The 14,581-nt window shown below is 66.5% G+C and carries 12 protein-coding genes; 3 read left to right on the top strand and 9 right to left on the bottom strand.

The genetic code is table 11. The annotated features are described in order from the left end of the window. Positions 1 to 49 precede the first annotated feature (49 nt). Positions 50 to 811 (top strand): DUF429 domain-containing protein, encoded by a 762-nt coding sequence (locus tag DER29_RS16605; protein ID WP_121398152.1) that lies wholly within the window; start codon positions 50 to 52, stop codon positions 809 to 811. A gap of 59 nt (positions 812 to 870) precedes the next feature. Here DER29_RS16605 and DER29_RS16600 read toward each other — a convergent pair whose 3' ends face one another. Further along, a complete protein-coding gene (locus DER29_RS16600; protein ID WP_148710073.1) occupies positions 871 to 1,728 on the bottom strand; it encodes a hypothetical protein in 858 nt (285 codons plus the stop codon). Here DER29_RS16600 and DER29_RS16595 point away from each other — a divergent pair. Continuing rightward, positions 1,718 to 2,707: a winged helix-turn-helix domain-containing protein gene (locus DER29_RS16595; protein WP_121398150.1), complete on the top strand. Its 990-nt coding sequence runs from the start codon at positions 1,718 to 1,720 to the stop codon at positions 2,705 to 2,707. The genes DER29_RS16600 and DER29_RS16595 overlap by 11 nt on opposite strands. Before the next feature lie 75 nt (positions 2,708 to 2,782). Here DER29_RS16595 and DER29_RS16590 read toward each other — a convergent pair whose 3' ends face one another. Beyond that, the gene (locus DER29_RS16590; RefSeq protein ID WP_121398149.1) at positions 2,783 to 4,930 is read right to left on the bottom strand and encodes a DEAD/DEAH box helicase; all 2,148 of its coding nucleotides are present in this window, start codon (positions 4,928 to 4,930) and stop codon (positions 2,783 to 2,785) included. A gap of 138 nt (positions 4,931 to 5,068) precedes the next feature. Here DER29_RS16590 and DER29_RS16585 point away from each other — a divergent pair. Continuing rightward, positions 5,069 to 5,988, top strand: a protein-coding gene (locus tag DER29_RS16585; protein ID WP_370040076.1) for an IS5 family transposase whose coding sequence is annotated in 2 segments (ribosomal slippage) — positions 5,069 to 5,446 and positions 5,449 to 5,988 — 918 coding nt in all. Because the reading frame shifts where the segments join, the coding sequence is not laid out codon by codon here. Here DER29_RS16585 and DER29_RS16580 read toward each other — a convergent pair. The 7 genes from DER29_RS16580 to DER29_RS16550 all read right to left on the bottom strand — a co-directional run bounded on the left by DER29_RS16580 (position 5,978) and on the right by DER29_RS16550 (position 14,251). After that, the gene (locus tag DER29_RS16580; RefSeq protein WP_121398148.1) at positions 5,978 to 6,610 is read right to left on the bottom strand and encodes a hypothetical protein; all 633 of its coding nucleotides are present in this window, start codon (positions 6,608 to 6,610) and stop codon (positions 5,978 to 5,980) included. The two genes, DER29_RS16585 and DER29_RS16580, sit on opposite strands and share 11 nt — an antisense overlap. Before the next feature lie 14 nt (positions 6,611 to 6,624). Continuing rightward, positions 6,625 to 6,942: a PadR family transcriptional regulator gene (locus DER29_RS16575; RefSeq protein ID WP_121398147.1), complete on the bottom strand. Its 318-nt coding sequence runs from the start codon at positions 6,940 to 6,942 to the stop codon at positions 6,625 to 6,627. Positions 6,943 to 7,048: 106 nt separating this feature from the next. Continuing rightward, positions 7,049 to 7,429: a hypothetical protein gene (locus tag DER29_RS16570; protein WP_121398146.1), complete on the bottom strand. Its 381-nt coding sequence runs from the start codon at positions 7,427 to 7,429 to the stop codon at positions 7,049 to 7,051. A gap of 13 nt (positions 7,430 to 7,442) precedes the next feature. Continuing rightward, positions 7,443 to 8,441 carry a hypothetical protein gene (locus tag DER29_RS16565; protein WP_121398145.1) on the bottom strand — a complete coding sequence of 333 codons (999 nt, stop codon included), beginning with the start codon at positions 8,439 to 8,441 and terminating at the stop codon, positions 7,443 to 7,445. Positions 8,442 to 8,918: 477 nt separating this feature from the next. Further along, the gene (locus tag DER29_RS16560) at positions 8,919 to 9,221 is read right to left on the bottom strand and encodes a DivIVA domain-containing protein (protein ID WP_121398144.1); all 303 of its coding nucleotides are present in this window, start codon (positions 9,219 to 9,221) and stop codon (positions 8,919 to 8,921) included. A gap of 841 nt (positions 9,222 to 10,062) precedes the next feature. Then, positions 10,063 to 11,646: a DEAD/DEAH box helicase gene (locus tag DER29_RS16555; protein WP_121398143.1), complete on the bottom strand. Its 1,584-nt coding sequence runs from the start codon at positions 11,644 to 11,646 to the stop codon at positions 10,063 to 10,065. Positions 11,647 to 11,716: 70 nt separating this feature from the next. Beyond that, positions 11,717 to 14,251 (bottom strand): DUF262 domain-containing protein, encoded by a 2,535-nt coding sequence (locus DER29_RS16550; RefSeq protein WP_121398142.1) that lies wholly within the window; start codon positions 14,249 to 14,251, stop codon positions 11,717 to 11,719. Between the last annotated feature and the right edge of the window lie 330 nt (positions 14,252 to 14,581).

Below are 14,581 nucleotides of genomic sequence, written 5' to 3'. Positions count from 1 at the left end.
CCACCATGGACCGATCATCGAGTTACGAGACGTCCCTTAGCTTGGGCGGATGTTGACGGCGGGGATCGATCTTGCGGCGGAGGACGCCAACACCGCAGTGGCCTGGATCCGGTGGTCCGCGACAGGGGCTGCGCTGGAGGAGTTGACCATCGGCGCAGGTGACGATCAGCTCCTGCGGGCGGCATCGGCAGCGGAGAAGGTCGGGATTGACTGCCCGCTTGGCTGGCCGGGGCCGTTCGTGGAATTCGTCATCGCCCACCATCGCGGCGACCTCGCCGCCCCTAGCGACCTGGTCGGTCGCGCCTGGCGCAGGAGCCTTGCCTGGCGCCGGACCGATGCGGTGACCCACGCGGTGACCGATCGCCCACCGCTCAGCGTGGCCGCGGACCGGATCGCCCACACGGCGATGCGATGTGCCGCCCTGCTGGCGCGGCTCGCCGCGGACGGGCAACCCGTGGATCGCAGCGGCGGCGGAACGATTGTCGAGGTCTATCCTGCGGCGTCGCTGAAGCAGTGGGGGTTGCCCTACCGGGGATACAAAGGACGGCAGAACAGCAGCGCGCTGAACGACTTGATGAACCGGCTGATCGACGCTGCGCCGTGGCTGCAACTCGGCGACTTTGAGGCAGCGTGCCGGGATAGCGATCACGCAATCGACGCGGTCGTGGCCGCACTGACCGCTCGTGCGGCTGCCATCGGCCAGGCCAGCCGTCCCGGTCCCGCCGACCTGGCCGCCGCCGCAACCGAGGGTTGGATCGCCCTACCGACCGCACCACTGAGCAGCCTCAGCACGTCAAGCGCGAGACGCTGACGACCTTTGCCGAGGAGGATGCTCCGGGCGAACCGCCGGCTGCCTGACCTGTTTCCGGATCACTCCGGCGGTTCACGCCGAGTCAAGCCGCGAGCCAGCACGATCCGGCGCAACTGCCGTACGCCGCGCTCGAAGTCCTCAAGGTCATTCGCGTCAATGTCGCCCGGCAGTGCCGCGAAGGCGGCAGCAGCCTCGTCAAGAGCGTCCAACACGGCGACTTCGTCAGACTCCACAAGTCCCTCCTCGGCGGCGATCTGCTGCGAGCCGTCGTCCGAGAACATGAGGTACTCGACCTCGTCCGGCCTGAGGTCGAGATCTCCCGCCCACTTGGTCACCAGGCACAGGTACCGGCGGTAGTGGTCGACGTTCCAGTTCAGGCTGACGTGGAGGTCGGCGTGCCGCCACAGCCACCGCTGCACACGCCGATCGAGCACCAGCGCCGGCGATGCCTCCGCACCGCTGCAGAAGAAGAGGTACTTGGTGGCAAAGGAAACGCCAAGGTAGCGAAGACGGTGCTGCCTTAGCCACTTAAACGCCTCCGCCCCGCCATCGCGGCGCGTTCTCAACGCCACCTCGCGGAGAATCCGGGGCGCCTCCTCGTTCTCGCGCAGCACCCGTGCGGTTCGGAACGCGCCGTACCCGACCGGCCCGTACCCCCACACCATCGCTATCACGAACGCCCGCACGGCCTCGCCGTGGGCTTCGCCAGCCCGGCGGCCCCGTTCTGTCACATGGTTACGGTCGAGCCGGTCCGGCAGCTCTTCGAGAAGGCCCTGGTGCTCCGGCAAGCTGGCGAGCCACGCTGAGCGGTTCCACCCCATGCCGCCCTGAGGTTGCCGCCCCTCGGCCTCCCATCGATGCAGAAGCTCCCGCAGGCGGTTCGGAACAGGGACGCAGTCGTTTGACATGACGATCATGTTCCCACCGACCGAGGTACGGGTTTACAGACAGACAGGCGGGGCGAATCGCCGATCGGACATGCTCCGACGACCTTGTCGACTGTCGACAGTCCGCCCTCCGTCGCTTAGGCGACCGGCATCTTCCAAGCTTTTCATCTGTCTGCAACACTGTCATCTCCGGTACGTCGAGGCAGAAAGGCAGCAGATGGCTCCGACCATCCGGGTAGACGACGAGGTGTACGCCCTACTGCAGTCCAAGGCGGAAGCGTTCGTCGACACCCCCAACACAGTGCTGCGACGACTCTTGAACCTGAACGGAGGCGTCGCTGGCCCCGTAGAAAGCCCAGCAAGGAGTCCACACATGAAGCCAGCATCGTCGACCAAACTCGCTCGGCTGCTCGCCGACGGCATCCTCCGCGTAGACGAGTGCCTCGTATGGAACCGGCGGAATCAGGGGAAGAGACACGAGGCCTGGCTCACGAACGACGGTCGGCTACGCCTGCGGGACGGCTCCCTGCACGGCACTCCCTCGAGCGCCGCCCGGCATCTCGCTGGTTATGAGGTCAACGGTTGGACGGCTTGGCAGCGGCAGCGCGACGGGAAGTCTCTCAGCGACATCTGGGCGGAGCATGACCAGCCGGGTGCATCAACCAGCGGCCCCGCATCTGACGAGCCGTCATCGGAGGTGCCGGCTCAGCGTTCCGCAGGACGGAAGCGCGGCCAGACACCGCAGAAGGCATTTCGGCCGTACATACTCGCGATTCTCCAGGAGGCCGGCGGCCGGCAGGAAGTGGACAAAGTGCTCGCGGAGCTCGAACGCCGCATGGAGCACGTCTTCCTCGAGGGCGACTATGGCGTTGTCGATGGGGACGAAGTGCGGTGGCGGAACGCCGCTCGTTGGGAGCGTAAGGCCATGGTCGACGACGGACTGATCAAGCGAACCGGGCATCGTGGCGTATGGGAGCTGACCCGGAAAGGAATGACCACGTCGATGTGACGCCTTGAAGGGCAACCCTGTCGCCGCAGCCCCCGCAGGCGGCGAGCTTCAAGACGAGCTCAGGGACCATCTGGGCTAACTGCCAGAGGAGAACGCCAGGAACGGGCTGGGCTGTCCACTCCATGACACGTGCAGCGCCTCCCGCGCCCGGGTGCTCGCGACGAACAGCAGGCAACGCTCCCGGAGCAGGTCGCTCTCGTGCTGCAACGGATCCACCTCGGCCGGCGTGACCTCCTTCGCGAACGGCACCGACCGCGCCGTTACACCGATTACCGCCACACAGCGGAACTCCAGCCCCTTCATCGCGTGCAGGGTGGCGAGCCGCACCCCGTCCACGTCCACGCCCGGCTGATCGCGAACCCGCACAGAAGGAATCCCGGCGGCGGTCAATGCCTCCTGCACGTCGCTCAGAGTGGTGTTGAACCGAGCGCACACCGCGATCTCGCTCGCCGCCAAGCCCTGCTCCAACCACTCCGCCACCCGCTCCACGAGCGCCGTGTTCTCGGCCTGACTCGTCGGGTATCCGGCGGCGTGCGGCCGCTTGCCGTGCAGCAGCGACCGGTAGCCGGCGAGGCTGTCGTCACCGTCGCCACCGAGGTCCTCGATCCGGGAGCCAACGAGCACCCCGGTGGACCAGGAGAGGATCTCCTCGGTGCTGCGGTAGTTTACCCGCAGCCGGCTGCTGCGCCCAGTGACGAAGATGCCGAGGGCGTTCAGCGAGACCCGGGAGTCGTAGATCCGCTGGTGCGGATCGCCGGTGATGAAGAGGTCGTCCGGGCCGGGCGCCACCGCGGCCCGCAGCACCCGCCACTGCGCGGGATGCAGGTCCTGCGCCTCGTCGACCACGACGTGGTCGTACCCGTGGTCGGTGAGGTCGGCGCCGTCGAGCAGCCGCGCCGCCCGCGCGCAGATCTGCAGGTGGGTGGTGGTACCGGCGGCGGACAGCTCCTTCTGGAACATGTCCACGGCGTCCCATACCCGGTCGCGCTGCCGCGGGCCGAGCGCCGACCCTCTCCCCCGCCGGCTGGCCGCGCGGTACTCCTCCCGGCTCTGCACGTTGTGGGCGAGGATCACATGCCGGAACTCCTGGGCGAGGAACTGCTCGGTCCAGGGCATGTTCAGCCTGCGGCACACCCGCCGCCAGACCTGCCGCTCGTCCGCGTCGCCGATCGGGGTCGGCACCCGTCCGGCGAGGGCACGCGCTGCGCGGTGCGCGAAGGCGTTCACCGTGGTGACCTCCACCCGCGCCAGCTGCTCCTCGTCGTCGAGGAGCAGCGCCAGGTTCTCCCGCAGGGTCGCGGCCAGGGCATTGGTGTACGTGGTGAGCAGCACCCGGCTGTCGGGCGTGCGGGAGAGCAGGTGCTTGACCCGGTGCAGCGCCACCACCGTCTTGCCGGTGCCCGGCCCACCCGTCACCTGAGCGGGCCCGTTGTAGGAGACCCGGTACGCGACCCGCCGCTGCGACGGGTGCAGGAACACCCGCCAGGCGGCGAAGGGCTTGTCGAGGATCTCGGCGAGCTCATCCGGCCGGGTCACCAGGGTGATGCGGTTGGCGGTGTTGGCGATCGCCACGGACAGGCTCCCGCTCGGCTCTGGCGTTGCGTCCACCGGCCGACGCTCGGCCACGACGTCGCGATAGACCTCGTCGGGCGTGAAGCCCTCGGCGAGGTACTGCAGCACCTCGAACTGGTCCTCGGGCAGCAACGTGCTGAACGCGTCCAACTGCCGCTTGTCGATGATCGTGCGTACTGCCCGCAGCACCTGGTCGTCGATGCCGAGGTGCCGCAGCACAGTGTCGGAGTAGCGGGCGAACAGCAGGCTCGGCGCCTCCGCCGCAGCCTTCTCCAGCGCCGGAGTGAGCTGCTCGATGGCGACGACGTTGCGGACCTCCAAGGCCCGCGTCGCCGTGTTCACCGTGTAGAGCCGCTTCGCGGCCCATGTGTACGCGTCGTCGTGTGGCACGACGTTGAGCAGCAGGAACGTGTCGCTGCCGTCGTCGGGCGCCAAAACCACCCCGCGCCAGAAGTCGGAGATCCGGATGGTCCGCATCCGCGGGTCCCGCGCGTTGTTCACCGACTCCAGGTGCAGGCCCTTGTCGGCGTGCAGCTCGGCGACGGTGAGCTGCTGGAACTTCTCCATCGCCTTGCGTACGCCGGCCTTCACCGGCTTCTCCAGGATGTCGTAGCTCTGCCAGAAGCTGTTGGCCAAGGCGAGCTGCGGCACGGCGCGACCTCCTGTGTCTGGGCAAGGGCGGTGGGTGCGACCCTACCGTTCGCCTGCGTCGCGAGGCTCGCCGCAGCACCCAGGGCCCTAGGGCGTGTTTCGTGGATCTTTGGGACGTGAACGTGTAGCACGCTTGTCGTGTCTGGACGATTTGAGCTCACTGACGCCGAGTGGGAGTTGCTGAGACCGCTGCTGCCGACGGATCCACTCCGGGGCGGGCGGTGGCGTGATCACCGTATGACGATCTCGGGGATCTTGTTCCGGGAACGGACCGGGATCACCTGGCGGGACCTGCCCGCCCGGTTCGGCCCATGGAAGACGGTCTACCAGCGCAAGCGTCGCTGGGCCCTCGACGGTACCTGGGCGAGGATCTGCGACGCGCTGCGCACCGACTGCGATGCCGAGGCGGGCGAGGACTGGGTGCTGGGCTTGGACTCGACCGTGGTCCGGGCGCACCAGCACGCGGCCGGTGCTCGCCGCGACCTGCCCAGGGAGCTGTCCGAGCAGGCCAGCGAAGGCAAAGGGGGCGGCCGGTGTCGGGCGAATCGGGTGATCGTGAGGCGCTTGGTCGGTCCCGTGGCGGGCTGAGCACGAAGCTGCATCTGGCTGCAGACCGCCGGTGCCGGCCGGTCAGCCGGACCCTCACCGCCGGGCAGCGCCACGACAGCGTCGGGTTCGCCATGGTCATGGACGGTATCCGCGTCCGGCGACGGTTGGGTCGGCCGCGGACCCGGCCGGGCCGGCTGCTTGCCGACAAGGCGTACACGAACAAGAAGATCCGGGCTGAGCTGCGCCGACGCAGAATCGCGGCGGTGATTCCCGAGAAGAAGGACCAGGTCGCCGCTCGGGCGGCCAAGGGCAGCCGGGGCGGGCGCCCGCCCGCATTCGACCGTGAGCTGTACAAACAGCGCAATGTCGTCGAGCGGGCGATCAACAAGCTCAAGCAGTTCCGAGCCGTGGCCACCCGCTACGACAAGAGAGAGTTCATGTACCAGGCTACGGTTGACGTCGCCACGATGAAGATATGGCTACGCGATCTCGCTCGCCCTAATCCCTAACCCAAACGAATATGTCCCAGCCGAAGCCACTGAGAGCGATGGCCAGCACAACGGCGCTGACCGCCGTCGCGGTCACGGAGAGCCGCCGCCGACGGTCGTTGCCGGTAAACGCGTGGACGAGTGACCCTGCAGCGAGGACAGCTCCGAGCACCCAGCCATTAAGCATTATGTACAGCTGCGAGGTCATGAACAGCCAGGTGAAGGGGTTGAGCAGGGAGAGACCGAAAGGCACGAGGTCCTTGGGGTCGTGCATTTCGTGGGTGAGTTCATGGTGGCCGAGTCCCAACCGGATCCGGCTGACGGCGTATAACACCAGCACGACCGCATATAGACCGCCGAATCCCAACTGCGTCACTGCAAGGCCGGTACGTACGCGGGGCGCACCGGCTGCCCGGATGGCCAGCGCAATGTTCCCTGACGCAAGCACTGCTGTCCCCGTCCTGATGGTAGCGACAAGTTGGAGGGCTGCCACTGCAGTGCCGAGAGCGAGCCGCAGCGGCGACAGCCCTATGTCGGCGGCGCCGCGTATGTCGGCCTCCCACTGTTCTCGGTAGCGCGAACGGGCATCGGAGACTGGCAACGCGGCCGAGGCAAACCGGCTGATGGCCAAAGCGAGGCGCATTCGGCGAGATGCTGTCATCGGGCCAGGTTCGGCCGAATGGTGGAGATCCGGAGCGTGCTCCGCTGAGCGGCGCGTTGGCAGATCCGGCGAGCCTCGGTCGCCCCGTCACGCGTCAGTACGTACAGTCGCCGCCGGGCACCCTTGCGATCCTGGTCATCCCAGGAGGAGGTAACCCATCCGGCTCTCTCTAGGCGGTCTAACAGTGGGTAGACCGTGCCGGACGGCCGGCCAGTAGCCTTGATAATCTCCAACCCCCATCGCGGCTGCTCAGAGTCAAGCAGGACGGCCAGGACGTCAACGGTTGCCCTGCCTATGCGGGCAAGCGGTTCCATGGGCCTTACTCTACATGTGTAGATTAGCGATGTCTATCAGAGACTTGAAGAGTCGATACCTTCGCGGCCTCAAGATCCACGAGACACGGCCTAGTCGAAGCCGAGGCTAAATCTCGATCACTGCGTTCGGGTCTGCCCAAACGGTGCGCAGTTCCACGATGTTGTTGAGGGGAGAGTTCTTGGCGACCTCCACGATTCCGGTGACGCATGCGTGGATGGTATCTGCGTCGCGGTCCTCAATAGCCTTGTCAAGCCTCGCGAAGAAGGCTCGATGCAGTTCGCGACGCTCCTCAAAAACGCGATCCAGATAGTCCCGCAACCCTTGACTCGCGGCGCTGATTCTGGCGACCTCCTTGTCGCGTTCAGCTACGATTCTGGCGCGCTCCGTCATGTTGGCGTCGATACGCTTAGCAACATCGACAATCGCCATGAGGTACTGGGCGGCGTCTGCTGTCGCGGCCATCCGGCCCACCGCTTCAAAGACCATTTTTGGTCGGGTGTTAGCCATTGGGGTTCTCCGGGTTGTAGTTGCGGTACTTGACCATCAGAAATTCGCCATTGGGGTCGAGCGTCAAATCAGGATTCACGACGGGCGTTGCGCCGACTTCGCCGACACCCTTCACGACGAGGAGCGCCGCTTGAAGGCGATGTGCATGGTCATCATTGTGGAGGTCAAATCCGCCGGGCTCGCGCTCAGCCTGTTCCAAGCGGTCGATCGTTTCGCCTGCGCAACTCACGAGCCCCGCCAAGACTTCCTCGATCTCGCCGACCCGCTCGTCTATGCCGCGAAACAGCTCGTTGCGGTGGTTGTATTTGGCGACCGCTTCCTTGACGTCTGCATCGTACTTGGCGACTGCCTTGTCAGCGTCAGACTTCGACTTGATCATCAAGCCTACGCTGAGCGCGACCGCCGGAACCGCGGTGATGATGTTCAGCCGGAGTACGCCTGCTGCGATACCCCCGCCTCCCGCAGCCTTGGCGCCGCCTCCAATCGCCGCGAGGGTTGCGTTTTTTGCTGCCACGCCGCTCAGAGTTTTGATCGCAGTTCCAGTAGATGCCGTGGCTACCTTCGCCACGGTCGCGTAGGCGGCACCACTAAGGCCACCTCCGGCGGCGGCCGACACAACACCGTTCATCGCGGCCGCTATTTCGCCAGGACCCGAGACGTCGGGCAATGCGCCAATCTCCCGTTTTTCGGGAGTCTCTCCCTCCTCGATGATTTGGCGTTCACGCATCCGCAACTGGCGCTCGTTCCGTTCTGCAAAGGCTTTGATCCGGGGCATCACAGTGTCGAGGGCGGACTTCTGATGCTCACCCAGCGTTCTCAACTTTGCAGAGGTGGAGTCAGCGGCGGCTCGGTGCTTCGCGTACTCATCATCGTGGTGGGCCTGCAGGTCTTCCACCTTCTTCTTCGCCTGATTCTCGATAAGCTTGTTACCCACAAAGTTGGCGACCGCTGTTCCCGCGGCAACGGCCACGAGAACCACAGGAAACGGCATGACCCACCTCGACACTCAATCGTTGTTTCGCGGCTCACACCCTAGCAGTGGTTGCCCGCTATGCACCGACTCGCAGGGGCCGGCAAAAATCGTAGGCTGTCCGCCTTGATCCGGTTGACATAGGAGCGCCCCTTAAGATCACCCATATGGCGGAGTACCAGGTGCTGCCAAGCATCTGGCCACTCCCGCCCGCCAGGTTTCCGCCTACGTCACCAAGGCGCTGCGCCGCCGTCGGATATCCGACGATATGCAGCCGCATTGCGTGCTGCGGGCCACCGCGAGTCCCCGAATGACCCGATCGGCGGCGCGCAGAGGTGGGCCGCCCGCCAGGTCACGCCGGAGGCTTAAAAGACGGCCGTCGCCCGAGTGGCGTAGCTGCTGGGTCGCCGGGCCGGCGAGCTGCGGGCGCATCTGAAGCGATGCTCGGTGGCGTGGACCGGCCAGCCGGCAGGTCGGCGGCGACGACAGGCAGGTGGATCACATAGCGTCCGCTAACCGGCGACCGCCCTCGGCCTGCTCGGACTGCCACCGGCGCAGCGCATCCTTGATCCGCAGAGTCTCCCGCCGGCTCTGCGCGAGCGCGTCGTAGACGGCGGCCATGTCGACGGCGACCCGGTCGAGGAAGGCGTACACCTCGTCGGGGTGCAGGCCGCGGCGTCCGAGCCGGGCGAGTGGGAAGCGCCGCTCGCGCACCTGCCACGGCAGCAGATGGGGGTACGCGCGGGAGCGGTACGTCGTCCCGCCGCCCTCCGGGAACGGCCTTTGGTTACGGACGCTCATCGCTACCTGCCTTCCTGGTCGTGGATGGGTGAATCCGCCCACCCTTCCCGCACAGGCGGACCCGCCCGCCCGAACACCGCAGCTTCGCTCAGTGGTACGGCATCCGGGCTGCTCAGCGAGGTTCTCGTCAGAAGCGCGGCGGCCGGTTTCGGAAGATGGCCCGGCCGCCGCGCTGCGGTCATCCTGGGACAGTCCGGAGTGGATGCGCGATGTTTGATGCCGCGATCTTCCCGACACGCATCGACTTTTTTCCTGGAAGGATTAGGTGTTGCGCGAGCAGATGACGCAGTGTTTCGTCTTGGGATCACGGAGTGTGCGATTGCTCGAGCAACCCGGATCGACGTGCCGCCCCGGCGGATCGAGTGCGGCGATGGGCAGAGGAGTTCGCACGCACAGCGGGATGGAGCGCGTTGTGAGCTGGACGACCGGCGAGACGCCAGAGCCGACCGGCGGCAGCGGCAGCGAACGTCACGCTCCCGGTAGGACCGCGTGGATGCACGATCCGATGGCTGAGCTCATGGCTTCGCTGCTCGCGCTCGTGTCCCGCCCGCCGGCTGCACCTGCGACGCTCTCCCGACGTAACAACCAGGTGAGAGGGCCGCCCCAAGCGCGAGTACGCCACCGGTGCGGACAGACCGCGAAACGATCGCCAAACGCTTCCCACGACGGGCCTTGACCGGCTTTTTCAGGACGTCGTAGCTCTGCCAGAAGCTGTAAATGAAGGCGGGCTGCGGCACGGCGGGGATCTCAGCGTCACATTTCAAGGGGCAGGGAGGACAATACCGGTCGCATCCGTCCGGCCGTTGCGGCATCCAGGGTCCAGAGGGCGAGGGCCTGCACGTCACTTCGGCAGCCTGCCCGAAAGGTGCCAGGCGAGCAGGTCCCTGCCAGACGTTAAGTGGTCAAACCGTTCGATCTCCTGGGCCACATCGATGATCTGATCGAGAAAGCCTTCGTGTGCGCCGGTGTCGGGATCCTCCGCTGTGCCTCTGACGTACAGAATGATGAATGTCGCCGGGCGCCGGTCGGCTTTCGGGCGGATTACGCGGCCCATGCGCTGAATCATCTGAAGCTTGCTTCGGCTTCCCGCAACGATGACACCGACATCCGCCTGTGGGACGTCGACCCCTTCGTCCAAGAGTCGAGGCGCGGCCAGCACCTTTGCCTGCCCGTCCTTGAACGCCGCCAACCGCTGCTTGCGTTTCAGGGCGTTCATACCGCTGGTGATCTCCATCGCCTGCACACCGCTGGCCCGCAGCGCCGCCGCCGCGTGTTCCGCACCCCGCATGGTTTGGCCGAACACAAGTCCCCGGTCCGCGGTGGCCAAGACCGGCGCCAAGAAGGCAAGCGCTTCCTGCTTGTTCCGGCTCTCGGCCAGGACCTCACGCCGTTTGTTGAAAGCGTTCAGGTACTTGCGGGCGTCCCAGGCCGCACGCGAGTCCCCTTCACCGCCAGCGCTAATGTGGTTGACCATCGCCATGAACTCACCGAACGGTTCCGTCGGACAGCCGTGGTCGACGATCAGGCGGCGCCGGAGACTTCTCACGCGGTCGTCGTACTCGTCGTGGGCCTTCTGTTCGTCTGGAGTGAAGTCGACTCCCACGAAGGCGACACGGAAGGGCGCCAAGATCTCGTCGGCCAGCCCGCGGTCGTAGCTGCAGTCGGCTACCACGCCGCCGAAGAAGGGTTCCAGGTGGTCGATCAAGCCATCATCAGAACGCTCGTACGTCGCGGTCAGCCCGAGCCGGCCATCGAAGTGCGGCTCGAGAGCACGCGCGAAGAAGGGTGTCCCATAGCGATGCACCTCGTCGGCAATCAGCAGGCCCGGTATGCCGAGCGGCAGCATCTGATATCTGGCAGCAGAGTTCACGATGGCGCCCACGATGGAATGGTCTTCGAGCGTGTCCTCGTGGCCGTCCCCGTGTCGACCCACGAGAACACCGTGAAGATCACGTTGCAACACGTCATACCACTGGTCGAGCAGCTCACGACTGGGCACGAGCACCAACACCCTCTCGCCCGCATCCACCGCGGCCGCAGCGGCCAGCACACCGACGGTTGTCTTCCCCGTCCCGGTGACTGCCTCCACCACGCCTTGCCGTTTGTGAGCTCGCCATGCGGCCAACGCCTCAATCTGCCAGGCTCGCGGCTCCTTGCCGACGTAACACCGGGGCAGCGTCGGCGGCACAGCGGCAGGAACCGCTCCCCCGTGCCATGATGCGGCTGCAGTGAGTCGCCAACGCGGCGGTGTGGCGCCGTCATGATCGAAGGTCGTTGTGTTGGCGTACAACGTCCGGTTGACGTCGGTCGTGGTAAGCCCGTGCAGACCCATGCGCTGCAGCCCGGCGAGCAGTTGCCGCTTGTTCTGACCTGGCATCGCCGCCAGCAACTGCCATAGTGGCACCCACAAGGGTCCCGGCTGCATCTACCTCTCCCTGTCTACCCCAAGACTGTGCCGACCTCGCCGGCGATCTGCCAAGCACCTTGCGTCGCGGCTAGGCGGTCGCCAGGTTGTCCGAAGAAGCCATTTGGGCCACCTGGTAGAACCAGTGGAGATGGTCGAGCAGCGCCTCGCGGGCGTCGGCGTCCGCGAGGACCGCCAAGGGGAAGCCTGGACGTAGGGCGATCTTGGCGGCGGCGATGTCGACGCCCGGCAGCTGGTTAAAGCGCTGGCGCAGCTCCTCGCGCAGGGTGACGTCGTCGAACGGCGGGCGCACGCTCAGGTGCTGGAACACGACCTCGAACTTGCCGCTCGGATAGATCGCCGCCGGCCAGATGTTGCCCAGCTCGTGCTCCTTGCCGCGTGCCATGAGGAAGCAAGAGGTTTCCCCGCCGGTGCCGTAGAGCAGGGTGCCGCCCATCGAGACCCAGACTTCCAGTACGACGAGCGTGGCGGTGGCGACGGCCGAACCCTGCAGAGCGGTCACCTGTTCGATGAACCGCTCGCTGTAGGTACGGTCGTCGCCGGAGCGCGGCCCAGGCAGCTGCTCGGGCAGGTCCTCCGGCGTGAGGCCGGCGAGCTGCGCCAGCTCCTCGGTGCCGATGCGCTGCGCCTGATCGGCGCGGCCGTACTGGTCGAACTCCACGCCCTCGGCGCGCAGGATGTCCCGTGGGTCGTCCGTGCGGTTCGGGTCGAGCCAACGGAAGTTCGGCGAGACGGTGCCCTCGACCTGCAACACGCGGTGGGCGTTCGGAGCCGGGTGGGTCGCGAGGCGAGCCCCGACCGGCACCGGGTGGCTACCGATCAGCGCGGCGAGGTCGCCGTACGTGGTCCACGAGCCGGCCGGCAGCTCGGCGAGAGCCTTGGTCATCACCTCCCACGGCTCTTCCGACTGCTCAGCCGCCTGCTCCGTCGGGCCCGGCCAGATGGAGATGATGCGCTCCGCGAGGGCGTCGGCGCGGGCGTGGATCTCGGGGCGCCCCCACCGGCCATGCGCGGCGATTTTCTGGTTGAGCACGATCCCGCTCTGCTTCAACTTGACGCGCTTTACCGGGAAGCCGTCGTTGCCCAGCTCCGAGTTGTAGCCGCTGAGGGTCAGGTTCCCCAGCGTGTGGACCAGGGCCTCGTGCGCCTCGCGGAAATTCTCCTCCGGTCCGAGGTCGGCGGCGAGCATCTGCCGCCACTCCGTCGTGGGGGTCTGCGGCAGCACGTGCTCGATGGTCGCCTTGTCCAGCGCGACGGGCTCCTTGCTGCCGTACGACTCCTCCAGCCACTGGAGGATCAGCTTGCGTTGGTGTGCGCGGCCGTTGAGGTAGAACGGGATGGAGCGGACTGCACCCCGCACGCTGGCGTCGTTTGAGAAGTACTTACGCCCCGTCGAAAGGTAGGTCCGTACCGCCTCGTCCACCGGCAAGTCCTGGCCCATTTCGGTGACCACGGCGAGCAGGATTCGATTGAGGTTGTTGGTGGGACGACCGGTCAGCAGGCGTCGGACGAAGAAGCTCTCCACGTACAGCATCGCTGCGGCGATCTGCTCCGAGGTTGCGGTGCCCTGCTGGCGGCGGTCGAGCAGATGCAGCAGCAGGGGGTAGACGGTGGTCGTGCCCCAAGCGCTCAGTCGCTCCAGTCGCCGCCGTACGCCCGGGTCCTGCTCCTCGCCGGGGTGGAGGATGACCCGGAGCAGCGCGCCGAGGCGGCTGAACCGCTGCACCTCCACCTCGATCTCCTCCTCCGACCGCAGCCGGTTCAGCCGGGCCTGCTGTACCGAGTAGACGTCGGTCTGCTTGACCCGCGGGTCACGGTGGACCAGGTCGAGCCAGAAGAGCAGGACCAGCTCGTCCGACGACAACTGCTTCTGCAGCGGCAGCCACAGGGACGAGTAGACGGCCTCGCCCCGGGTGGGCAGCCGCATGAACAGGTAGTTGCGCAGCAGGTCGGCCTGGGTGAGGCGGAGGCCGGTGTTGTTGAGCGACTCGAAGATCCGGTACACGTTGTCGCCGGCCTGGGCGGTGACCGACACCAGGGCCAGGCCGGAGATGACGGCGTTCTCGATGCGTTCGATGTCGAGCGGATCGTCGGCGGCGGCCAACTGCGCGACGAAGAACCGGTACGCCGCGCCCACCGGGTCGGCGCCCCCGGCCTGCGGGGTGGAGTCCAGGCATGCTAGGTAGGCGTCCCGGTCGGCCTGCGTGGGGACCAGCTTCAACCGCTGCGGCTCCGACTTCCACGGGTTGACCAGGTACTGCTGGTTGAGCCGCTCGCGATGCACAGGGCCCTCGTGCTGCGCGCGGTGGTCGCGGATGGCGCAGAGCAGGATGGTCAGGGTGGTGAGGCGCTGCTGCCCGTCCACCACCAGATACTCGGCCACGCCGGTCGGCCCATTGTTGGGGCTTGGGGCCAGCACGAGGGAGCCGATGAAGTGTGTCGTTTTCGGGTCATGGGTCCGGTCGTCGGCCAGCTTCAGGATGTCGTCCCAGAGGCGCTGCAACTGCAACGTCGTCCACGAGTATGTGCGCTGGTAGAGCGGCACCTGGTACTGCTTCGCGCCCTCCAGCAACTCCTGCAGCGTCGTCTCGCGTGCCGCAACCACACCCGGTCCCCCGTCTACTTTGGCGCCTGAGCTGGAAAGACAACCAGATCAACAACGGACGGAGCAACCTACGAAAGGCCCAAAGCGCCGCCACACCATCTGCTCGCCTGTCGGCTTCCCGACAGGCAGCTATCCACCGTCGACGGAGGAATCGGCACGACGGGCCCAACTCCTCCTTCCGGTCGGGGTACAGCGCCCTGATCAACCCTTGCGGCGCCACCCTGTGATGGCGACGATCAAGACTGGGCACTCGGTGCCCCTCCTCCTCCAGACCTATTCGACCGCGACGCCTCGGAGGGTGACATCATCAGCAGAGGGACGATCGGCGAT

This window comes from Micromonospora sp. M71_S20 (assembly GCF_003664255.1).
In the GTDB taxonomy this organism is placed as follows: domain Bacteria; phylum Actinomycetota; class Actinomycetes; order Mycobacteriales; family Micromonosporaceae; genus Micromonospora.
This window is presented reverse-complemented; position numbering and strand designations above follow the sequence as displayed.